Annotated in this window: 20 protein-coding genes; 3 read left to right on the top strand and 17 right to left on the bottom strand. The window is 68.0% G+C overall.

Translation table 11 applies throughout. The features are described 5' to 3' along the window. Nucleotides 1-174 precede the first annotated feature (174 nt). Entirely contained in the window at nt 175-798 is a 624-nt protein-coding gene (locus EV647_RS36630; RefSeq protein WP_134011308.1) for a M23 family metallopeptidase, read from the top strand. Between the two features lie 3 nt (nt 799-801). On the opposite strand, the gene EV647_RS36625 is transcribed toward EV647_RS36630, so the two are convergent. From EV647_RS36625 to EV647_RS36615, 3 genes are all read right to left on the bottom strand, one after another. After that, complete coding sequence (locus tag EV647_RS36625; RefSeq protein ID WP_134011306.1) at nt 802-1,200, bottom strand: VOC family protein; 399 nt, start codon at nt 1,198-1,200, stop codon at nt 802-804. 51 nt (nt 1,201-1,251) lie between these two features. Beyond that, nucleotides 1,252-1,731, bottom strand: coding sequence for an Rrf2 family transcriptional regulator (locus EV647_RS36620; RefSeq protein ID WP_130387678.1), 480 nt, complete (start codon nt 1,729-1,731; stop codon nt 1,252-1,254). A 63-nt stretch (nt 1,732-1,794) separates the two neighbouring features. Continuing rightward, complete coding sequence (locus EV647_RS36615) at nt 1,795-2,736, bottom strand: tyrosine recombinase XerC (RefSeq protein WP_134011304.1); 942 nt, start codon at nt 2,734-2,736, stop codon at nt 1,795-1,797. A gap of 136 nt (nt 2,737-2,872) precedes the next feature. On the opposite strand from EV647_RS36615, the gene EV647_RS36610 reads away from it, so the two are divergent. Both EV647_RS36610 and EV647_RS36605 read left to right on the top strand, forming a co-directional pair. Next, entirely contained in the window at nt 2,873-4,507 is a 1,635-nt protein-coding gene (locus tag EV647_RS36610; protein WP_134011302.1) for an APC family permease, read from the top strand. Between the two features lie 235 nt (nt 4,508-4,742). Continuing rightward, nucleotides 4,743-5,084: a DUF2200 domain-containing protein gene (locus EV647_RS36605; RefSeq protein WP_134011301.1), complete on the top strand. Its 342-nt coding sequence runs from the start codon at nt 4,743-4,745 to the stop codon at nt 5,082-5,084. A 22-nt stretch (nt 5,085-5,106) separates the two neighbouring features. Here the strand turns inward: EV647_RS36605 and EV647_RS36600 are convergent, their stop codons facing one another. The 14 genes from EV647_RS36600 to rpsP all read right to left on the bottom strand — a co-directional run bounded on the left by EV647_RS36600 (nt 5,107) and on the right by rpsP (nt 20,492). Then, nucleotides 5,107-5,745, bottom strand: a complete 639-nt coding sequence (locus tag EV647_RS36600) for a glyoxalase (RefSeq protein ID WP_134011299.1) — start codon at nt 5,743-5,745, stop codon at nt 5,107-5,109. Between the two features lie 95 nt (nt 5,746-5,840). After that, on the bottom strand, nt 5,841-6,929 hold the full coding sequence (gene dprA, locus EV647_RS36595) for a DNA-processing protein DprA (protein WP_202876436.1): 1,089 nt from the start codon (nt 6,927-6,929) through the stop codon (nt 5,841-5,843). 299 nt (nt 6,930-7,228) lie between these two features. Continuing rightward, nucleotides 7,229-8,806 (bottom strand): YifB family Mg chelatase-like AAA ATPase, encoded by a 1,578-nt coding sequence (locus tag EV647_RS36590; RefSeq protein WP_134011294.1) that lies wholly within the window; start codon nt 8,804-8,806, stop codon nt 7,229-7,231. Further along, a complete protein-coding gene (locus EV647_RS36585; protein ID WP_134011292.1) occupies nt 8,806-9,162 on the bottom strand; it encodes a YraN family protein in 357 nt (118 codons plus the stop codon). The genes EV647_RS36590 and EV647_RS36585 overlap by 1 nt, the downstream gene beginning before the upstream one ends. Before the next feature lie 94 nt (nt 9,163-9,256). Then, on the bottom strand, nt 9,257-9,580 hold the full coding sequence (locus tag EV647_RS36580) for a DUF2469 domain-containing protein (RefSeq protein WP_012922325.1): 324 nt from the start codon (nt 9,578-9,580) through the stop codon (nt 9,257-9,259). After that, nucleotides 9,577-10,278 (bottom strand): ribonuclease HII, encoded by a 702-nt coding sequence (locus tag EV647_RS36575; protein ID WP_134011288.1) that lies wholly within the window; start codon nt 10,276-10,278, stop codon nt 9,577-9,579. Before EV647_RS36575 ends, EV647_RS36580 begins: the two co-directional genes overlap by 4 nt. Nucleotides 10,279-10,330: 52 nt before the next feature. Beyond that, nucleotides 10,331-11,095: a signal peptidase I gene (gene lepB / locus EV647_RS36570; protein ID WP_134011286.1), complete on the bottom strand. Its 765-nt coding sequence runs from the start codon at nt 11,093-11,095 to the stop codon at nt 10,331-10,333. Further along, nucleotides 11,092-11,721 (bottom strand): signal peptidase I, encoded by a 630-nt coding sequence (gene lepB / locus EV647_RS36565; RefSeq protein WP_238151156.1) that lies wholly within the window; start codon nt 11,719-11,721, stop codon nt 11,092-11,094. The genes lepB (EV647_RS36570) and lepB (EV647_RS36565) overlap by 4 nt, the downstream gene beginning before the upstream one ends. Before the next feature lie 144 nt (nt 11,722-11,865). Beyond that, nucleotides 11,866-12,225, bottom strand: a complete 360-nt coding sequence (gene rplS, locus EV647_RS36560) for a 50S ribosomal protein L19 (RefSeq protein WP_131291903.1) — start codon at nt 12,223-12,225, stop codon at nt 11,866-11,868. Nucleotides 12,226-12,406: 181 nt separating this feature from the next. Beyond that, entirely contained in the window at nt 12,407-13,606 is a 1,200-nt protein-coding gene (trmD, locus tag EV647_RS36555; protein WP_134011284.1) for a tRNA (guanosine(37)-N1)-methyltransferase TrmD, read from the bottom strand. A 1-nt stretch (nt 13,607) separates the two neighbouring features. After that, the gene (rimM, locus tag EV647_RS36550; RefSeq protein WP_134011282.1) at nt 13,608-14,153 is read right to left on the bottom strand and encodes a ribosome maturation factor RimM; all 546 of its coding nucleotides are present in this window, start codon (nt 14,151-14,153) and stop codon (nt 13,608-13,610) included. 303 nt (nt 14,154-14,456) lie between these two features. Then, entirely contained in the window at nt 14,457-19,457 is a 5,001-nt protein-coding gene (locus EV647_RS36545) for a PKD domain-containing protein (RefSeq protein ID WP_166680510.1), read from the bottom strand. A 250-nt stretch (nt 19,458-19,707) separates the two neighbouring features. Further along, the gene (locus EV647_RS36540; protein ID WP_134011530.1) at nt 19,708-19,959 is read right to left on the bottom strand and encodes an RNA-binding protein; all 252 of its coding nucleotides are present in this window, start codon (nt 19,957-19,959) and stop codon (nt 19,708-19,710) included. Between the two features lie 5 nt (nt 19,960-19,964). Further along, entirely contained in the window at nt 19,965-20,492 is a 528-nt protein-coding gene (gene rpsP / locus EV647_RS36535; protein ID WP_134011278.1) for a 30S ribosomal protein S16, read from the bottom strand. Nucleotides 20,493-20,524: the final 32 nt, after the last annotated feature.

Genomic DNA, 20,524 nt, shown 5'->3' with positions numbered 1-20,524 from the left:
CTCCGGGACCGTCGGATTCGACGCTCTTGTGCGGGCATGCGTAGTCGCCCCACCTAGGTGTGGCGCCACCGGAAGTGTACGGGACCACCCACGCCCAACGCGAACCGGGTCAGGTTGTCCACAAATCCCGGATCGCCGGTCCCCAGCCACCCCGAAACCGGCATCTTCCCTGGCATGAACCTCGCCCTGCTCCCCCTCGCCGCCCCGCCCCCGCCACCCACACCCGGCCCACCTCCGCACGCCGTCGCGGCCTGGCCGCTCCAACCCCGCCCGGAGATCGTGCGCGGCTTCGAGCTGCCCGCGAAACCCTGGCTCCCCGGCCATCGCGGGGTCGACCTCGCCGGCCGCCCCGGCCAACCCGTCCTCGCAGCCACCGCCGGCACGATCACGTACGCCGGTGCACTAGCCGGGCGCGGCGTCGTCACGATCGCCATCGGTCCTCGCCGTACGACGTACGAACCCGTCGTCCCCGCGGTGTCGGTCGGAGTCACCGTCAAGACCGGCACCGTCATCGGCCGCCTGTCCGCCGCGGGCTCGCACTGCGTGCCCAGATCCTGCCTGCACTGGGGCCTGCTCCAGGGCAAGCAGTACGTCAATCCCCTGACCCTGCTCCCCAACCGCCCCGTCCGCCTACTCCCACTCGCCGAGAGACCGGCCCAACCGGCCGCGGCAGCGCCCCGCGCCGTCTCGCCTGCACCTGAAAGCCCACCGAACCACAACCAGCGCGCGGCCAAGCTCGTCATCGCCGCCACCGCCGCCCTGGCACTCACCGCCGGCGTGCTGATCAGGCGCGAATGAACCTCACGCGTGCGGCAGGTTCAGCTGCCAGGACACCCCGTACCGGTCGTTGACCCACCCGAACTTCTTGCTGAACCCGTAGTCACCCAGCGGCATCAGCGCTCCCCCGCCCTCGACCAGCGCGCCGTACAGCCGGTCCAATTCCGCCTCGTCCGCACAGTCCACGAACAACGACATCGAAGGAGTGAAGGTGAAGCCATGATGCTGATAGCTGTCGCTGCACATGAACTGCTGCCCGGCCAACCGGAAGACGGCCACCATCACAGACCCTTCGGGCCCCGGCCCTCCGGCGCCGTACTTGACCATCGACACGATCTCCGCGTCCTCGAACAGCGACAGGTAGAAGGTCATCGCCTTCTCCGCGCCGCCCTCGAACATGAGGAACGTCTTGATCTGCTGCATCGCCCATCTCCTACAGTCGCGGCTTATATAAGCCACGACTGTAACATGCGGTCAGCTGCCGGGGACCCGGGCCTGCCAGGCGTCCTCGTCCTTCGAGCGGCGCTCGACGCCGGCCGGGAGCTTGTTCTTGGCGAGATCGATCAGCGTGGTGTTCTCGAGCACGTCCCGCAGGCTCGCCCGAGCGGCGATCCAGACCCGCTGCAGGACGACCGCGTGCTCGTTGTACGTGACGCTCTCCGGCCGGACGCCCGAGATGCTCACGATCGGGCCGTCGACCGCGCGCATCACGTCGGCGACGGAGATCTCGTTGGGGTCGACGGCCAGCCGCCAGCCGCCCGACTGCCCGCGCTGGCTGGACAGGACGCCGGCCCGCCGCAGATCGGCCAGGATGCCCTGCAAGAACCCGTGCGGGATGCCCTGCGCCCGACTCAGCTCCTCGGCCGACACCACCGCCGCATCGCCGGCCACCCACCGCTGGGTGATCTCGATCAGAGCTCGCAACGCATAGTCAGACTTCGCCGAAACCCGCATGTCCCGCAGTCTGCCGCATCCCGGCGCCCACGCGCCGCATCCCCGGGCCATGTCATGCCTGGGTCACGCCCTGGGGTGCGCCTGCTGATAGGCTTGGCGGAGACGATCCGTGGAGACGTGCGTGTAGATCTGGGTGGTCGCGAGCGACGCGTGCCCGAGGAGTTCCTGCACGCTGCGGAGGTCCGCGCCGCCCTCCAGCAAATGCGTGGCCGCCGTGTGGCGCAGACCGTGTGGCGCGAGATCCGGTGCGTCGACGACCGCGATCCGCTCGTGCACCATCCGCCGTACCGTCCGCTGATCGATCCGGCCGCCCCGCGCCCCGAGAAAGGCCGCCGGCCCGCTCCCCTCACGCGCCAGCTTCGGCCGGGCCTCGACCAGCCACCGTTCGAGCGCCTGCCCGGCCGGCACGCCGTACGGGACCGACCGCTCCTTCCGCCCTTTGCCGAAGACCCGCACGACGCGGCGCGAGTCGTCCACGTCGTCTACGTCGAGGGCACACAGCTCGCCGACGCGGATACCCGTTGCATAGAGCAACTCCATGATCGCGAGATCGCGCAGCCCGACCGGACTGCCGTCGTCCGCGGCAACCGCCGCAGCGTCGAGCACCGCGCGGGTATCAGCCTGACCGAGCACCCCAGGAAGAGTCTTGTGCGCCTTGGGGCTGGCCAGCAACGCTCCGGGATCGGTACCGATCCGCCCGGTCCGCTGCGCCCAGGCCGTGAACACCCTTGCGGCCGTCGCCCGGCGAGCCATCGTGCTGCGGGATTTCCCGAGACTTTGCTGTTTCGCCAACCACGAGCGCAGGCTCCGGATATCCAACTGCCCGAGATCATCGTGACCAAGCCGAATCAAATGTTCGAGTAAATCCGCGACATCTCCGATGTAGGCTCTGACCGAGTGAGTGCTGAGGTCTCTTTCCGCCGTCAGATGCCTTTCGTAGTCAGCCAGTAACACAGCGAAACCCTCCGGCCAGGAACGGTTTCCGGTGACTTCGTCCGGCGTCATACCTCGACGATGCGTGAGGTGGCCCGGCATCGCAAGCCACCGCGCGGAGACCGACGAGAGGAGGGCTGGTCGATATCCCGACGGTCGACTACTGTTCGGCCCGATTGCCCTAGTAGCAACGGAGGCACCCCTGACCATGGCCCCCTCAGCGAACGGACAGACCGTAGGCCGGCGCCTGCCGGTCGAGTCGGCGTTCACTCGAGTCGAGGACGCGCGGCACCGTCTGCCGCGTTTGTTCGGTCGTCGCGACCTGGTTGTACTCGGCCTGGGCGTGATGATCGGCTCCGGCATTTTCAGCATCAGCGGCGTTCAGGCGGCAAATGTCGCCGGACCGGCAGTGATCCTGTCGTTCGTCATCGCCGCGATCGTCTGTCTGCTGGCCGCGGCCTGTTACGCCGAACTGTCGTCCACCATCCCGGTTTCCGGTAGCGCGTACACGTTCAGTTACGTCACCTTCGGCGAAGCGTGGGCGTGGCTGGTCGGCTGGGCGCTCGTGCTCGAACTCGTCACCGCGGCGGCGATCGTCGCCCGGGTCTGGTCGGCGTACTTCCTGGCCACGCTGGACGGCTTCGGAGTGACGCTGCCCGCCGGAGTGGCCCAGTTCTTCGGCCCCGAGGCCAAGTTGAACCTGGTGGCCCCGCTGCTGCTGCTGATCCTGACCGCGCTGATCGTGACCGGCACCAAGCTCTCCTCCCGCGTGCTGACCGTCGTCGTGATCGCGAAGGTCGCGGTGATCCTGCTGGTGGTGATCGTCGGCGCCGCGCACATCAACATGGACAACTACCACCCGTTCGTCCCGCCGGCCCGGGCCGCGCCCGCGACCGCGAGCCCGACCTTGCTGGGCTGGATCCTGGACTCGTCGTTCGGCTCGTTCGGGACGATGGGCATCTTCACGGCCGCGAGCACGATCGTGTTCGCCTACATCGGCTTCGACCTGATCGCGACCGCGTCCGAGGACGCCCGCAGCCCGCGCAAGACCGTCCCGCAGGGCATGCTGCTCGGCGTCGGCGCGGTGACGATTCTCTACATCGCGATGGCAGTCGTGCTGGTCGGCATGCGCCCGTACGGCCAACTGGGCGGCGGGGCACCGGTCTCCGAAGCGCTGGCCGCGGTCGGGGTCGGGTGGGCCGCGAAGGTGGTCAACCTAGGTGCTCTGCTCGCGTTGATGACGGTCATCATGGTGGTCCTCATCGCGCAGAGCCGGGTGCTGTTCAACATGGGCCGAGACGGCCTGCTCCCGAAGAGCCTCGGCCGCGTCAGCCGCGTGTACTCCTCCCCCGCCCGCGCCGCAGCCGCCGCGGGCGTCGCCGCCCTGGCCCTCACGCTCTACCCGAAGGTCCTGGAGCTCGAGGAACTGCTCGTCATCGGAGCCCTGTTCTGCTTCGCGTTCTGCGCGATCGGCGTCCTCACCCTGCGCCGCTCCGAGCCTAACCTGGAGCGCGGCTTCCGGGTGCCGATGGTCCCGCTGATCCCGCTGCTGTCACTGGCCGCCACGGTCTGGCTGATGCTCAACCTGAAGACGAGCACCTGGACCAAGTTCGGCATCTGGATGGTCATCGGTATCGCGATCTACGGGCTTTACGGCCGCTGGCACAGCCGCCTCGCCAACGAGGACAGCTGGGACTTCGACCTCGGCGACACCGACCCGGGCACCGGCGGCCTCCAGGCCATCCGCCCCGACCACGACCGCCCCACCGAACTCCGCGCCATCCGCACCCCACCCCCACAACAACCCCAAAAACCCACCCGCGGCAAACACATGCGCAGCTAGCAGGACTTCGTTGTCCTTGGGCTGCCTCGCGTGGCTCGGCAAGGTTGCGCTCGCGGGCACGTTCGCGGCGGCGCTAGGTGCGTTTGCTCGCACCCGCGGCGGCTGTCTGCACCTGGAGCGGGGATAGCGCCCTGGACCAGGAAAGGCCACTGGTAGGAGTCAGCCGGGCCCCGAACGGCCGTCGTTCGGCGAGCCGACCAGGCCCTGCCGGCCGCCGACCTTTTACGTTTGTCAGATGAGCCGAATCTTCATCGCCACTTTCGCGTCTGTGTATCCGCTATATGTGGCCAAGGTCGAAAAGAAGGGACGCACGAAGGCCGAACTCGATCAGGTCATCGAGTGGCTGACAGGTTTCGGGCCGGCAGCGTTGAAGGATCACCTGGAGGCGGGCACGACCTTCGAGGACTTCTTCGCCGACGCAGAACTCAATCCACGCGCATCGTCGATCACCGGAGTCATCTGCGGCGTACGCGTCGAACACATCGAAGATCCCCTGATGCAGAAGATCCGCTATCTCGACAAACTGGTCGACGAACTGGCCAAGGGCAAGCCAATGGAGAAAATCCTGCGCCCGTAGCCGCACCGCCGGCCCCGCCACCTCATCGGCTCGTCAGATCGCCATCGACCGTTGCCGGCATGGGCTCCCAGACGAATCCGTCCGGGTCGACGAAGTTGCCCGCGTCCCCGCTCAGTGCGATCCGGTGCGACCCGCTGCCGTCGACCGGTACGCCGGCGTCCTTCGCCAGGGCCCTCCGCCCGTACAGTCCCAGCTTGATGGGCCCCGTGGTGGCGAACTCGACGTACTTGCGCCCGAAACTCCTCGCCACGGCCAATCCGTGGTCCACGTAGAATTTCTTGCTCACGGCAACATCAGTGCAGCCGAGCAGCAATACGACGGAGTCGATCGCTCGTGTCGCCGGACCGGTGTCCTTCTTCGCCGAGGTGGCCACCTTCCAGATCGTGCCGTCGGGCGACTGGACGACGCCGCCGTACCCCCAGAGCGACTTGGTCACCGGCTTCACCACCGTCGCACCGGCAGCCACCGCCGTCTCGAACACGCTGCTCACCGTACTCGGCTGGGCCACCGTCAACGACAACGTGAAGTCACGAAAACCAGTCGTTTCCGCGCTCGACTCACGCACCCGTACCTGCCCACTCAGCCCGAAGGCATCCGTGAGAAACCGCTCTGCCGACGAACGGTCAGCCACTTCCAGAACCACACTGTGAAGAGTTGTCATGTCTCCAACCTAGGTAGCCAGGCTGCGGCTTGCTTCTCGATTCCTGACCAACTCCGGACGGCTGAAGGTGGTTCGTTGTGTTGGGCCCGTGGTTGTCACGGGGACGGCGGAGGTGGGGTGGGTAGGCGCCAGCCGGTGGGGGTTTGGGTTATGAGGGTTAGGGCGGCGAGGGTCTGTAGGCATTGCTGGGTGGTGGGGAGGTCGAGGCCTGCGGTGCTGGCTATGCGGTCGGTGGGGGCGGGGTTGTGGACTGGGACGGCGTCCAGGGTTCGTTGGAGGTCGGGGTCGAGGGTGTCGGTGAGGGTTGGGGTGGCTCTCGGGGGTTGGGTTAGGTTCGTGCCGAAGGGGGAGATTGCCTCGATGATGTCGGCGACGTTGGTGGCCAGGACGGCGTTGCGTTCGCGGACGAGTAGGTGGCTGCCGGCGGACATGCGCGAGGTGATCGGGCCGGGGACGGCCAGGACGGGGCGGCCGCATTGCTCGGCCCAGCCGGCGGTGTTGAGGGCGCCGCTGCGTACTGCGGCTTCGATGACGACGGTGCCTTGGGTGATGGCGGCGATGAGTCGGTTGCGGGCGAGGAAGCGGAGCTTGGTCGGGGCACAGCCGGGTGGGAGTTCGGTGACGACCAGGCCGTCCTCGGCGATGCGGCTGAGCAGGGCGGAGTTGCGTTTCGGGTAGCTGACGTCGACGCCGCAGGCGAGGACTGCGATTGTCGTGCCGGCCGCTGCGAGGGCTCCGCGGTGTGCGGCCGCGTCGATGCCGTAGGCGCCTCCGGAGACGACCGTGAGGCCGTTGTCGGCGAGGCCGGAGGACAGTTCGGCGGATACGTGTTCGCCGTACGACGAGCAGGCGCGGGCGCCGACGATGGCGACGGCTCGGGTGAGGGCGTGGCGGAGGTTCGCGCGGCCACGGATCCAGAGACCGAACGGTACGCCTGCTCGGCGGGTCAACTGACCTCCTTCGTCGAGGACTTCGACCTCAGCCGGCCATTCGTCGTCGCCGGGGATCACGAACCGGGCACCCGCGGCCGCGGCTCGCTCGAGATCTCGGTGTGGATCGGCTGTGGCGAGTCGCGTGGACCAGCGCTCCAAGCCGGAGGCGTTGTGCTGGAGGCGGTCCCAGATCTCCAACGGTGGAAGGCCTTCGAATGCCTTGAGAGCGGCGAGATCGCCCGGCTCGACCACCCGGGACAGACCGGCGCGGGCCAGACGCTCCTCATCTCCGTTGCCACCAGCAACCGACTCGAAGCCATCCGCTCCTCTCCCGGAGCCAGAACCCTCGGCTCCGACTCCCCCGGCTCCGGAAGTCCCAGCCCCGGGTCGCCCAGGCTCTCCTCCCCCGAGGCCAACTGCGGCGCGAACGGTTGCTGCACGGACGGCTGCTGTGGGGACAGCTGGTGCGACACCGGCTGGCGCGAGGACGGGCGCTGCGGGGATGGGGGATGCGGAGGCGAGGACCGTGGGTCGGAGTGCGTGGTGGGTGGTCATTGGGTGTGTCCTTTGAGGGGGCGGAGGTCGGCTAGCTGGGTCAAGGGCTCGCCTGAGCGGAGTTGGAAGGCTTCGTGGGTTTGGTCGACGGTGGGGATGGGGGCACCGGCTAGGTCGGTCAAGGTCCAGGCGAGGCGGACCACGCGGTCGAAGCCTCGAGCAGTAAGGCGGCCGGCGGAGTAGTGCTCTTCGAGGAGTTTTTGGCTGGCGTCGTCCAGCGGGTGCTCGCGACGCAGGACCGGGCCGGGGATCTCGCTGTTGAGGGTCCAGGCGCTCTCGCGGTAGCGGTGCGCCTGGCGATCGCGGGCGGCCTGGACGCGGGCGGCGACGACGGCGGTCGACTCCACGGGTTCGCCGTCGGTGACAGTGCGGGCCGCCGGCAGGATCTGGCGTTGGATGTCGAGGCGGTCCTTGATCGGGCCGCTGATCCGCTGGCGGTACCGCGCCAGATGCTGTGGTGTGCAGCTGCAGATGCCTTGGTTGGTGCCGGACAGGCCGCAGGGACAAGGGTTGGCGGCGAGGACGAGCATGAAGCGGGCGGGGAACTTCGCAACGGCTGCGGCCCGGTGGACCTCGACGAAACCGGACTCGAGTGGCTGACGAAGGGTGTCGAGGGTCAGGGGATGCATTTCGGGCGCCTCGTCGATGAAGAGGATGCCGCGGTGCGCGCAGCTGATGGCGCCCGGTCTCGGCACGCCGGTGCCGCCGCCGACCAGGCTGGCCAGGGACGCTGTGTGGTGCGGCGCGATGAACGGCGGCCGGTGGACCAGCTCGGCGTCGTTGGTGAGCAGGCCGGCGAGTGAGTGTACGGCTGAGACCTCGAGGGAGTCGTCCGTGCTGAGGTCAGGCATCAGTCCGGCCAGGCGCTCGGCGAGCATGGTTTTGCCTGAGCCCGGTGGGCCGTGCAGGAACAGGTGGTGACCGCCGGCGGCTGCGGCCTCGATGGCGCGCCGGCCCTCGCGTTGGCCGATGATGTCTTCGAGATCGACCTCCGGCAGCCGGATCAGCGACTCCGACACCAGGCGTGGCTCGGCGCGGGGTGGTGCTTCGTCGGGGATCTCGGTGCCGCGGAGCAGGGCGAGGACCTGGCGCAGCGAGCGAGCGCCGTACACCTCGATGCCGGGGACCAGGCGGGCCTCGCCGACGTTGAGGTCGGGGACGACGATGCGGTCGAAGCCGGCCCGGGACGCGGCCAGGGTCATCGCGAGCGCGCCGCGGACCTCGCGGATGCGGCCGTCGAGGCCCAGTTCGCCGATGATCGCCGTGCGGCGGAGCGCGCCGGGATCGACTGCGCCGGCTGCCGTGAGGAGCGACAAAGCGATGGCGACGTCGTAGTGCGAGCCGGTTTTGGGGAGTGTGGCGGGTGACAGGCCGATCGTGACCTTGCGGTCGGGGAACCGCTCCCCGCTGTTCACCACGGCGGCGCGGACGCGGTCGCGGGCCTCGGACAGCGACGTGTCGGGAAGACCGATCAAGGTCGTCTTCGGCAGGCCCTGGGCGATGTCGGCCTCGACCTCGACCAGGTGGCCCTCCAGACCGACCAGGGCGACGGACCAGGTGTGTGCGAGGGCCATCAGATCGCACCTCGCACGTGGTCCACGGTCGGTGGCGTGTTGTGGTCGAACAGGACCGAGATGACGTCGATCCTGATCTCGGCCGGTCTGAGCTGATGGGTCTGCAGCCAGCGGCCGGCCAGCCTCCGGAGTGTGGCCAGCTTCCGGTAGGTGATCGACTCCAGCGGGGAGCCGTAGTTCAGCCCGCGCCGGGTCTTCACCTCACAGACGACGAGTGTGTCGCCTTCGCGCGCGACGATGTCGATCTCGCCGAACTCGCAGCGCCAGTTGCGCTCGAGCACCGCGAAACCATGGGTGCTGAGATACCTCGCGGCGAGATCCTCGCCGTACCGTCCGACGGTGTTCCTGGTCCGCATCGATGACCACCTCCGGCAGAGAAGATGCCGGGATCAGGCCTCGGAAACGGACCTCACCTTCGAACTGTGGACAACCGCCTGCCGGCGGACGAGGTCAGCGGCCGAAGTCGGAGTCCTTCGGGACTTCCAGGTCGGACTTGGCGAGCTCTTCGATGTTGACGTCGCGGAAGGTGACGACCTTGGCGTTCTTGACGAAGCGGGCGGAACGGTACACGTCCCAGACCCACGCGTCGGCCATCGTCACCTCGAAGTACACGTCGCCGCCCTCGGTGCGGACCTTCAGGTCGACCGCGTTGCACAGGTAGAAGCGCCGTTCGGTCTCCACGACGTACTTGAAGATCCCGACGACGTCCTTGTACTCCCGATAGAGCTGAAGCTCCATATCGGTCTCGTACTTCTCGAGGTCGTCAGCGCTCATGCCTGGCTCTCCACTCCGGTGGGACTGGTGACATTCTGTCCCATATCGGGCCGCAGACTGCGGCGGACATTCTCAAACCGCCGTCGATGTTGTGGGCACGGGCCGTATTCGTCCAGTGCCGCCTGGTGTTCAGGGGTGCAGTACCCCTTGTGGATCCCGAACCCGTACTGCGGGTACACCTTGTCCCAGTGCTCCATCACGCGATCCCGCGTCACCTTGGCGATCACTGACGCGGCAGAGATGCAGGCGGCCACCCGGTCGCCCTTCCACATCGCCAGGCCCGGTACGCCGAGACCGTCGACACCGAAGCCGTCGGTCAGCACGTACGACGGCCGCACGTCGAGCCGGAACAACGCCCGGCGGAGCGCCTGCACGTTCGCGACGTGCATACCGAGCCGATCGCACTCGTCCGCCTCGATGGACACCACCGACCAGGCGAGGGCACGCTTGCGGACCTCTTCGTAGCATCGCTCCCGCGCCTTCGCGGTGAGCAGCTTCGAGTCGGCCAGACCCGGGATCTGACCGCGCTTGCCCTCCGGCAGGATCACCGCCGCAGCCACCAGCGGGCCCGCACACGGTCCACGACCGGCCTCGTCGACACCGGCGATCGGATCCAGGCCGACGCGCCGCAGGGCTCGCTCGTACCCGTACAGCCCGGCGTCCCGCCGTACCGTGCTCCCGCGCGGCAACGCGCTCATCCAGCCCTCCGCATCACACAACTCACCCTAGGCGTCCGAGGCGACAGAACGGTTACTTGGGTGGTGGCGTCAGCGATATCGAGGGTTTGTCAGGCGCCGGACCGGCCGTCGGGACGGCCTTGAACGTGTCCGGTACGCCGAGTTTGCCCCAGCGGCCCGCCGGCCAGACGATCATGATCGCCCGCCCGGTGACCTTGTTGAGCGGAACGAACGCCGCGTCGCCCTGGTTGCCGCCGTTCGCGTCGAGGTCCTGCAGGTGCACGCGGGAGTCCCCGGAGGCGGAGCGGTGGTCGCCCATCACGAAGATCCGGCCGGCCGGGACGGTGACCTGGAAGTCCATCTGGGACGGGGCGTCGCCCGGATACAGGTAGCTGGTCTCGTCGAGCGGCTGGCCGTTCACGAGCAGCCGGCCCTTCGCGTCGCAGCACGCGACCTTGTCGCCGGGCATGCCGATCAGGCGCTTGATCAGGTGACCGTGGCTGGAGTCCGGGAGCAGACCGACGATCTCGAAGAACCGGCCGATCGAGCCGCGCTTCTGGCCGCTCTCCTCGGCACCGAGCCAGCCGCCCGGGTCCTCGAACACGACCACGTCGCCGCGCTTGACGTCGGTGAGCTTCTCCACCACGACCCGGTCGCCGACCAGCAGGGTGTTCTCCATCGACTCGCTCGGGATGATGAACATCTGCCCGACGAACGCCCGCAGGATCGAGGAGACGATCAGGGCACCGACCACGATCAGCACGAACTCGCGGGCGGCCGCCGCGAAGCCCGAGCGGTGGGCAGGTTTGGCGTCCGTCTTGGTCGGTGTATCGGTCACTTCTTCAGCCCCGGCTTCTTGAAGGTTTCCGGAGGACGCAGCATCGTCATCCGGTCAGACGGCCAGATTACGCAACAGGCCCGGCCAACCACGTTCTCGACCGGCACGAATCCGCCGCCGGGGCCGCCCATGTGGGCGCGGGAATCGGCGGACTCGGCCCGGTTGTCGCCCATCACCCACAGGTGACCGGCCGGAACCAGCACGTTGAAGGGCAGCTCGGACGGCTTGGCGTCCTTCAGGAGGTACTCCCGCTCGTCCAGCGGGATGCCGTTGACGGTGATCTGGCCCTGCTTGTTGCAGCAGACCACCCGGTCGCCGCCGATGCCGATCACCCGCTTCACCAGGTGACCCTCGCCGCTGCGCGGCAGGATGCCGACGAACTCACCGATCCGGCGCACCGTGCCCGGCTTGACCTCTTCCTCGTTCAGCCAGTTGTCCGGGTCCTTGAAGACGATGATGTCACCGCGGTCGACGTCGCGGTGCAGGTAGCTGATCTTCTCGGCGAGGATCCGGTCGTCCTTCGTCAGCGTGTCGTACATCGACTCCGACGGGACGTAGAACGCCTCCGCGACGAACAGCCGCAGGACCACCGTGATGACGAGGGCGAGCACCGTCACGGTGCTCATCTCGACGAGCAGGCTGAGCAGCGGATTCCGCTGCTTCAGCCTGCGGTGACGTCCCTTGCTGCGACGTGCCCTCTTGGATACCGGTCGAGGGCGAGCGCGAGTCGCAGTGCTCGGCGCCATAGGTGACCGTCGTCGTTACGGGCGTCAGGAGGCCGGGACTTCGCGCTTCTCCTTGATCTTCGCTGCCTTACCGCGCAGCTCGCGCAGGTAGTACAGCTTGGCGCGGCGGACGTCGCCACGGGTCACGACCTCGATCTTCTCGACGATCGGGGTGTGCAGCGGGAAGGTCCGCTCGACACCGACGCCGAAGCTGACCTTGCGGACCGTGAAGGTCTCCTGCAGGCCGCCACCCTGGCGACGGATCACGACACCCTGGAAGACCTGGACGCGGGACCGGTTGCCCTCGACGACCTTGACGTGCACCTTGACGGTGTCACCGGGGCGGAAGGCGGGGATGTCGTCGCGCTTGCTCGCGTTGTCGAGCTCGTTCAGGACGTTGCTCATCAGGTGTCTCTTCCTCGCGCGTGCCACAGGTCACCCACGAATGTCGGTGGTGATGAAGTCATCAAAAGGCTGCCGGTCGGTGGTCACCCCCTGTGGCAGGAGCACCGAAGGGCAGCAACAGACAATCTTGCCACACGCCCCACACGGCGACGAAATCCGGTGCGTCGACCGCGCAGGGTGATCACTTACGGCGGCGGCGTTTGCCGAGCCGGACCAGGTCGACCTTGGGCGTCTGGGGCTCGCGGCTGAGCTCCCGGTAGCCCGCTTTCCGGTACAGGGCGAGATTTCGGTCACTCTGCGCGCCCGTGTTCAGGGTGTACGACGTGACTTCGGCGGGCGCCACCTGCTCGGCGGCACGCAGTAGGCGGGTACCGAGCCCCCGGCCCTGCCAGTCGGGGGCAACGATGAGGCGTTCGATCTGTCCGACCGTGTCGTCCACCAGGAGCTGGACCGATCCGACGATGCGGGTGCCGGCGACAGCCTTCAGGACGGTCCCCCGCTCCAGGCGGGCGGCAGTCGCGGCAGGGTCGTCTGTCAGCGGCGGGATCGTGTAATCGTCGTACAACCGCGCCTCGGACAGGAAGGCGGCCAGCTGCAGTACGTGGATCTCACCCGCGTCAGCAGCCGTGGCGGGCAGCAGGCGGACCCCTGAGGTGGCGTTCTCCTTCTGAGCGACCACGTCGCCCCACGCTGCCAGGAGGTCCGGCCGACGTTCCGCAGTACGCCGTACGGACTCGTCGTGGCGCCAGTCGGCGATCAGAGCGTGGTTCCCGGACAGCAGCACCTCAGGTACGTCGTACCCGCGCCAGCTCGGCGGTTTCGTGTAGACCGGGTACTCGAGCAGGCCGTCGCCCGAGTGGGACTCCTCCGCCAGCGACTCCGGGTTGCCGATCACACCGGGCAGCAGGCGCGCCACTGCCTCGACCATCACGAGTACGGCAACCTCACCGCCGTTCAGCACGTAGTCGCCGATGGACAGCTCGTCGACGCGCATCCGCTCGCCGGCGTACGACGCCACGCGCGCGTCAATGCCCTCGTACCGGCCGCACGCGAACGCGAGCCAGGGCTCAGCAGCGAGCTCGTACGCGAACTCCTGGGTGAAGGGCCGCCCGGCCGGGGTCGGCACGATCAGCCGCGGCTGCGAGGGGCCGTCGACGGGGGCGACCGCGTCCAGCGCCTGTCCCCAGGGCTCCGGCTTCATCACCATGCCCGCTCCCCCGCCGTACGGGGTGTCGTCGACGGTCCGGTGGCGGTCGTGGGTCCACTCGCGCAGGTCGTGCAGGTGGATGTCCAGCAGACCGCTCTTGGCCGCCTTCCCGACCAGGGAGACGTCAAGGGCGGCCAGGTACTCCGGAAAGATCGTGACGACGTCCAGCCGCATGTCAGTCCCCCGGCTCGGTCTGGACCACCTCTGCGCCCTCGGGGTCGAGCAGGCCGGGGCGGTCTGCCACCACGACGTACCGCTTGTCGATGTCGATCTCCGGGACGAGTTCCTCGACCATCGGGACCAGCACGAGGTTCCCCGCGGTACGCCGGATCTCCAGGAGGTCCTGCGCCGGCAGGTGCACGATGTCGGTCACTTCGCCGACCTCGGCACCGTCGGTGGTGCGGACCGCGAGGCCGATCAGGTCGCGGTCGTAGTACTCCTCGGGGTCCTCTGGGCGCTCGTCCTCGTCGATCTCTGACTGGATGACCAGGTTGCGCAGCTGCTCCGCCGCGGTCCGGTCAGGCACCTCCGCGAACTTCACCAGCAGCTTCCCGCTGTGCCAGCGGCTCGAAGCGATGGTCAGGGTCCGGGACACCTTGGCATCGGTCACGACGGTCGCTCCGTCGGCGAACCGGCGGTCCGGCTCGTCGGTGCGCACGTCGATACCGACCTCGCCCTTGATCCCATGCGCCCGGCCGATCCGCCCGACAGTCACCAACACCGCAGTTCCTCTCCCAAAGCCCCGACAACAACGTCACAGTCTCTCAGGCGCCACCGCTGCACGGCGCAGGGGTAAGCATCCCGCGGCCGAGACGATCCGCATCGACCTCGGTCCCGCACGCCTGGAGGTCTGCTTGCAGGGTGACGCTCCGCGGTACGAAGGCTTGCCGCCGGTAGCACCTCTGCGCGATCTCGTTCGCTCTTCACCCCGCGACCGCTACCCCAAATCGGCCCCTTCACGCCACGCCGGCGCTGGACCTGACCATCGTTCGAGCCAGGCCCGTGCGCGAGACCGCGTGACGGCTCATGGACCGAAGGTGGTGGTGGCTGCTGTCCAGGTGCCTGTCGAGGTGCCTGTTGCGGTGAGGCTGGTGGTGGTTGTGGTGGTGAGGTACGCACGGGCCAGGTAGTTGCTGCCCGTGTTGATGGCTCCTGCTGTCGTCCAGCCGGCCGCCCACGTCGGTGCCTTCTTGCCGCCGGTGAGGCTGACGACGCTGATGGCGAGCTCGTGTGGAGCCGACAGGGTTCCGGTCGGGCCGGAGGAGAAGGTTGCTGCGGTACCCGTCGCCGTTACAGTCCGGTCCGCGACGGTGACGCCGGTCAGCTCATCGGCAACCACCAGAGACGCGGACGCGGTCGAGAACGTCACCGTGAGGTGCGCCGCGAGCGCCAGGCTCCGAGTGGCCGTGGCGAACAGAACTGTCTGCCGGGTTCCGGAGGCGTCGGTCTTGGTCGTGAGGGTCGTGTAGGTGTTACCGGCGTCGTCGGTTGCGGTGACGGCTGCCGTTCCGATGGTGCTCTGGACGGTCAGTACGACGAGGTCCCCGGCCTTGACCGCACGTGACGTGGTGATCGTGGCGGAGGTCTGGTTCTTGTTCGAGGTGGCGGTGCCGACCTGTCCGACGTACGCCGGAGCCGCGGCGACCGTGACCACCTTCGTACTGGTCGCCGAGAGCCCGCTGGTGTCGGTGACGGTGACCTTCACCGTGTACGTACCAGCCGTGGTGTAGGTGTGGGTCGCCGTCGACGCGGCCTGTGGGCCGGTGGTGGCTCCGTCACCGAAGTCGAAGGCGTAGGTGAGCGACTGTCCTTGTGGATCGGTCGACCCGCCGGCGTTCGCGGTGATCTGCAGCGGTGCCAGGCCCGAGGCAGGTGTGACAGTAAGCGCCGCGGCCGGTGGCGCAGCTTGGGTCGCGGTCACTGTCACGGTCTTGGTATCCGACAGCCCGCTGGTGTCGGTGACGGTGACCTTCACCGTGTACGTACCAGCCGTGGTGTAGGTGTGGGTCGCCGTCGACGCGGCCTGTGGGCCGGTGGTGGCTCCGTCACCAAAGTCGAACGCGTAGGTGAGGGTCTGGTTCTGCGGGTCCGTCGAAGCGCTGGCGTCGGCGGTGACTTGTAGTGGGGTTAGGCCGGAGCTGGGAGTGACGCTGAGCGCGGCCGTTGGCGCTACCAACGGGGTGGCCGTGACTGTGGCAGTCGCGGCGTCAGACAGCCCGCTGCTGTCTGTCACGGTGACCTTCACGGTGTAGGTGCCGGCTGACGTGTAGGTGTGGGTAGCCGTCGCTGCGGACTGGGGCCCGGTCGTGGTGCCGTCGCCGAAGTCAAAGTTGTAGGCGAGCGGCTGTCCTTGCGGATCAGTCGAACCGCTGGCGTTCGCGGTGACGTGCAGCGGGATCAGGCCGGTGGCCGGGGTTACCGTGAGCTGGGCGGACGGTGGGACTACTGCGCTGACGGTTGCCGTGGTTGTGTCGGAGAGTCCGCTGGTGTTCGTGACTGTGACGCGGACGGTGTACGTGCCGCCGGCGGCGTAGGTATGTGCTGCCGAGTCAGTGCTCTGCGGACCGACAGCCGGGCTCCCGTCACCGAAGTCGAACGTGTAGCTGAGCGCCTGGCTTTGCGGATCACTCGAACCACTCGCGTCCGCGGTGACCGGTAGCGGTGCCTGCCCAGTTCCGGGCGATACCGTCAAGGCTGCGGTCGGTGGCGACGCCGGCACGGCGACTGTGACGAGTTGCGTCGTACTGTCGCTGAGGCCGCTGGCGTCGGTGACAGTGACCTTGACGGAGTAGCTGCCGGAGTTCGTGTAGAGGTGGGTGGTCGAGGCGGCCGGCTGCGGGCCGACGGTCGTGCCGTCACCGAAGTCGAATGTGTAGCTCAGGCTCTGGCCCTGCGGGTCGGTCGAGGCGCTTGCGTCCGCGGTGACCTGCATCGGCGGGAGCCCCGTGGCGGGCGTCACATTAAGTACGGCGGACGGTGGCGCCGGCGCGGTAGCAGTGACGCCGGTTGAAGCGGTGTCGGACAGGGTGCTCGTGTCGGTCACTGTCACGGCCACGGTGTAGCTGCCCGCGGTGGTGTAGGTGTGTGTCGCGGACGCCGACGCCTGCGGACCGGAAACCGTACCGTCACCGAAATCGAAGCTGTAGCTGAGGATCTGGCCCTGCGGGTCGGTCGAAGCACCGGCATCGGCAGTGACCTGCAACGGGGTCAGCCCGGCTGCCGGGCTGACTGTGAGGTGTGCAGTGGGTGCGGTCGGCGCGGGCGCGGACGCCGTGACGGCCTGTGTGGTCGTGTCATGCAGCCCACTGGCGTCCGTCACCGTGACCGAGACGGTGAAGTTGCCGGCGGTGGTGTAGGTGTGCGTGGCGGTGCTCGTGGACTGCTGGCCGCTGTGGGTACCGTCACCGAAGTCGAAGCTGTAGCTGAGGGCCTGACCCTGCGGATCGGTCGAGGCACCGGCGTTCGCGGTGACGACCATCGGCGTCGTACCGCTCGCCGGCGACACGGTGAGCCGAGCCGTCGGAGGTGTCGGCGCCGGTGCGACGTCAGGCTGGAACTCGTAGGCGCCGAGGTCGTCGTACAGGCGCGGGCCCGAGGCCATGGAGTTGCCAACGTTCGGGTCACGGACCCGGGCGTTCCCGAGGATGTCGGCCGGCTGCGCGCCGGACACGGCAGAGTCACCGCGGTCGATCGCTGCGGAACCTTCCTTGAGTTGCAGGTCCCAGGTCGGCGCGTCGAAGAACAGCGGATCGCTCTGCACGCCGGCGGCCTCCTGGCCGGTGGCCGCCTGCATGGCGGCGAGCGAGGTGTACGCCGACTTGAACACGTACAGCGTGCCGGACTTCGTCAGCCACACCAGGTTGTGGTCGACCGTCGTGGTCGGCGGCGCGGAGTCCCAGACCCCGATGTTCCCGGCCCTGCGGGCGCAGGCGATCCCGTTGTACGCCGGGTAGACAGCGTTGTCGACGGCAACGTTGTTCTCGACCACGTAGCTGCCGGAGGTGCCCTCGACGTTGATGCCACTCGTGCAGTTGCGGTAGACCGTGTTGGAGATGATCCGGCCGCCGGTCACGTTCAGGTCGTCGATGCCGTGGTCGCCGTTGTTGTACGTCACGTTCAGCGCCGCCAGGCCGTTGTTCCCGCCGGTGAAGAACTGGATTCCGGAGTCCTCGTTGTCGTGCGTCACGTTGCGCAGCACGGTGTTGCCGGCGCTGGTGACGTTGATCCCGTTGGCGTTGCGCTGCCAGCCCTCGGCGTTGAAGCTCGCCTCGTTGTCGGCCACCAGGGTGTCTGTGCTGGTGTTGGTGATGTAGATCCCGGTGCCATTGTTGTGGTCGGTGGTGTTGCTCAGCACCTGCGACGAGTTGGTCGCCCGGATGCTGATTCCCGGCGCGGTCTGGCCCTGGAGCGGGCGGCCGGACCCCGAGACATGGTTGCCACTGACCACAATATGGTCGCCCTTCGTGACGTAGACGCCATCGGCAACAGTGCCGGTGACAGTCAGGTTGGACACCGTGAGGTAGCTCTTCTGCGACAGGTACACGCCGTTCGTGACCCCGGTGACCACCGGACTTCGGCCCGGCCAGGCAGTGATCGTGATCGGCGCCGCGGCGGTGCCGGACACCGACGGCTTGACGCTCTCGGCGTACGTGCCGTTGCCGATGTAAAGGATGTAGCCGGCCTGCAGCCGCGATACGCCCTTGGTGATCGTGCAGTACGGCGTATCCGCGGTACCAGGGCCGGTGTCCGAGCACGGGACCGTCTTGTCGACGTAGTACTGCGTCTTCGGTGGCGTCGACGGCGGCGTACCGATCGTGTACTCGTCGAGCACGCTGCCCTGGGCACACGTGGTGTCGTCCTTGCTGGTCGCCAGGTCACACACGGACTGGATCCGCAGGCCGGTGTCCGACACGTCGACGCGCAGGTGCGCCAGGTGCATCGCGCGGAAGGCCGTACGCGGGTCGGTGCTCGTCCACGGCAGCTCCACCGAGCTCGGCGTACCGACGGTGATGTGGGTGACGCCCTGGATCGGCTGGAAGCGCTCGTAGTCGTGGGAATGGCCATTGATGTTCAGTACGTACTTGCTGTACGAGCTGCCGAAGCCGTCGAGGATGCTCGCCAGTTGGGCCTCGCCCGGGTGGTAGCCGGTCGAGTACGCCGGCCGGTGCCCGTCGGTGATGATGTACTTGATCGACGGGTCGTTCTGCGCCTGGCTCATCAGCACGTTGGCCTTGGTCTGCCAGTCCGCCCACGCGCCGGTCCACGGCTCCGGATAGGTGATGAACCGCACCGGGCCTGCGTCGAACCAGCCCCAGTCGTTACCGCAGCAGGAGATCGCGGGCGAGCCCGGCGAGGCCTGCGCGTTCGGCATCAGCAGCCGGCCCTTGTAGTTGCGCAGATCGTCGGATCCCGGGACGTCGTACTCGTGGTTGCCCCAGGTCGGCATGTATGCCGCCGCTGTGGCGAAGGAATTCATCGCATCGTTGAAGTGCTGGTCGATCACGCTGATGCTTGCGCCGGGCGCGTTCGCGTACGTCAGGTCGCCCACCATCAGCACGAACGAGGGCTCGTCGTTGGCGATCGCCGACAACGTCGCACCCAGTTTCGAGAAGCTCACCGTGTCGCCGATGTCACCGATCGCGTCGAACCGGAAGTTCCCGGTCGGCGGCGTGTGGAAGGTGTTGTCCGGGCCGCCCCCGATCGAGTAGTGGTACGTCGCACCTCGCGCGAGCCCGTCCAGCTGGAGCTGCCAGAACGGCCCGGCCGACGACCACGGCGTCCACGCCGGCGCCACCCCCTGTGCGGTGTTGCCGTAGGCGGAGGTCGGCCCCCACCGGACGTCGTTGGCGTCACCACGCCAGTCGATCGCGACCGAGGTACCCGAGGTGAACGTGTAGTGCACCTCGTCGACAGCCTGAGCGGCGAAACTCACCCCCGCCACGCCGAACACCACGGATGCCCCCAGCATCGTGGCCATCACCAGCAACACAACGCGCCGCCGGCCCCGCTCCATGCGTCCGGCCATGGTGAGCCCCCTCACGATGGACTCACCGTAGGAGGGCATCAGACTCGGCGAATCACCCAGACGACGTAGTCGGACCGCTCCGGATCGATGAGAAGTCGCAGTGGGTCGCCGGCTGGGCGCTGAGCGTCGCGTCACCCACACGTACAGTGCGTGGCCGGATCCGGAGCGCTGTCTCCGAGTTCGGAACCAGGCGTGCGGTCAGCACAAAGGCCGCGTTCCCGAGGGGAACGCGGCCTTTGCGTGAGTCAGGTCAGCGCCGGGGGCGCTTGTTGAACTCGTCGACGAAGTCGATGCGTAGCGAGGACTCGGTGCTGAGGGCGCCGACGACGGTGCGGATCGCGGTGGCGGTGCGGCCGTTACGGCCGATCACCTTGCCGATGTCGTCGGGGTGGACGTGCACCTCGAGGGTGCGGCCACGCCGCAGGTTCCGGGCCCGGACGCTGACGTCGTCGGGGTTGTCCACGATGCCTCGGACCAGGTGCTCGAGCGCCTCGGTCTCCATCATCGTCAGGCCTCGGTGGTCTCGGCCGCAGCCTCGTCGGCCTTCGGCTCGTCGGCCTTGGCCTCAGCCTTCGCGTCCTCCGCCTTGTCAGCCTTCGGAGCCTCGTCGGCCTTGGGCGCCTCGGCGGCCTCGTCCTTCTTCTCAGCCTTCTTCGCGGTCTTCTTGGCGGTGACCGCCTCGGTCTTCAGCGAGCCGTGGGCCTCGGCCAGCGCCTCGTTGAAGATCTCCTGCTTGTCCCGCTTCGGCTCGGCCACCCGCAGCGGCGCCGGGGCGTCCAGGCCCTTGAACTTCTGCCAGTCGCCGGTGGCCTTGAAGAGCGCCTCGACGGCCTCGCTCGGCTGCGCGCCGACGCCCAGCCAGTACTGCGCCCGCTCCGACTCGACGCGGATGAACGAGGGCTCGGTCTTCGGGTTGTAGATCCCGATCTCCTCGATCGCGCGGCCGTCCCGCTTGGCGCGGGCGTCCATCACGACGATGCGGTAGTGCGGGGTGCGCTTCTTGCCGATGCGCTTCAAACGGATCTTGACTGCCACGTTTGTGGGGTCTCCCTTGGAATTACTGTCTT

Source organism: Kribbella sp. VKM Ac-2566, from assembly GCF_004366005.1.
Taxonomy (GTDB): Bacteria; Actinomycetota; Actinomycetes; order Propionibacteriales; family Kribbellaceae; genus Kribbella; species Kribbella pratensis.
Note: the sequence above shows the minus strand (reverse complement) of the source record. Positions and strands in the feature narration are given on the sequence as shown.

Excerpts from the sequence above, each read along its gene's own strand:
- EV647_RS36585 (WP_134011292.1), bottom strand. The coding sequence starts at position 9,162 with ATGCGGACCAGGAACACCGTCGGACGGTACGGCGAGGATCTCGCCGCG.
- rplS (WP_131291903.1), bottom strand. The coding sequence starts at position 12,225 with ATGAGCAACGTCCTGAACGAGCTCGACAACGCGAGCAAGCGCGACGAC.
- EV647_RS36610 (WP_134011302.1), top strand. The coding sequence starts at position 2,873 with ATGGCCCCCTCAGCGAACGGACAGACCGTAGGCCGGCGCCTGCCGGTC.
- EV647_RS36630 (WP_134011308.1), top strand. The coding sequence starts at position 175 with ATGAACCTCGCCCTGCTCCCCCTCGCCGCCCCGCCCCCGCCACCCACA.
- EV647_RS36600 (WP_134011299.1), bottom strand. The coding sequence starts at position 5,745 with ATGACAACTCTTCACAGTGTGGTTCTGGAAGTGGCTGACCGTTCGTCG.
- EV647_RS36620 (WP_130387678.1), bottom strand. The coding sequence starts at position 1,731 with ATGCGGGTTTCGGCGAAGTCTGACTATGCGTTGCGAGCTCTGATCGAG.
- EV647_RS36540 (WP_134011530.1), bottom strand. The coding sequence starts at position 19,959 with ATGGAGACCGAGGCGCTCGAGCACCTGGTCCGAGGCATCGTGGACAAC.
- EV647_RS36575 (WP_134011288.1), bottom strand. The coding sequence starts at position 10,278 with ATGAGCGCGTTGCCGCGCGGGAGCACGGTACGGCGGGACGCCGGGCTG.
- EV647_RS36605 (WP_134011301.1), top strand. The coding sequence starts at position 4,743 with ATGAGCCGAATCTTCATCGCCACTTTCGCGTCTGTGTATCCGCTATAT.
- EV647_RS36625 (WP_134011306.1), bottom strand. The coding sequence starts at position 1,200 with ATGCAGCAGATCAAGACGTTCCTCATGTTCGAGGGCGGCGCGGAGAAG.
- EV647_RS36615 (WP_134011304.1), bottom strand. The coding sequence starts at position 2,736 with ATGACGCCGGACGAAGTCACCGGAAACCGTTCCTGGCCGGAGGGTTTC.
- trmD (WP_134011284.1), bottom strand. The coding sequence starts at position 13,606 with ATGCGGCTGGACGTCGTCACGATCTTTCCGGAGTACCTGGCCGCCCTT.
- EV647_RS36580 (WP_012922325.1), bottom strand. The coding sequence starts at position 9,580 with ATGAGCGCTGACGACCTCGAGAAGTACGAGACCGATATGGAGCTTCAG.
- EV647_RS36545 (WP_166680510.1), bottom strand. The coding sequence starts at position 19,457 with ATGGCCGGACGCATGGAGCGGGGCCGGCGGCGCGTTGTGTTGCTGGTG.
- lepB (WP_238151156.1), bottom strand. The coding sequence starts at position 11,721 with ATGAGCACCGTGACGGTGCTCGCCCTCGTCATCACGGTGGTCCTGCGG.
- EV647_RS36590 (WP_134011294.1), bottom strand. The coding sequence starts at position 8,806 with ATGGCCCTCGCACACACCTGGTCCGTCGCCCTGGTCGGTCTGGAGGGC.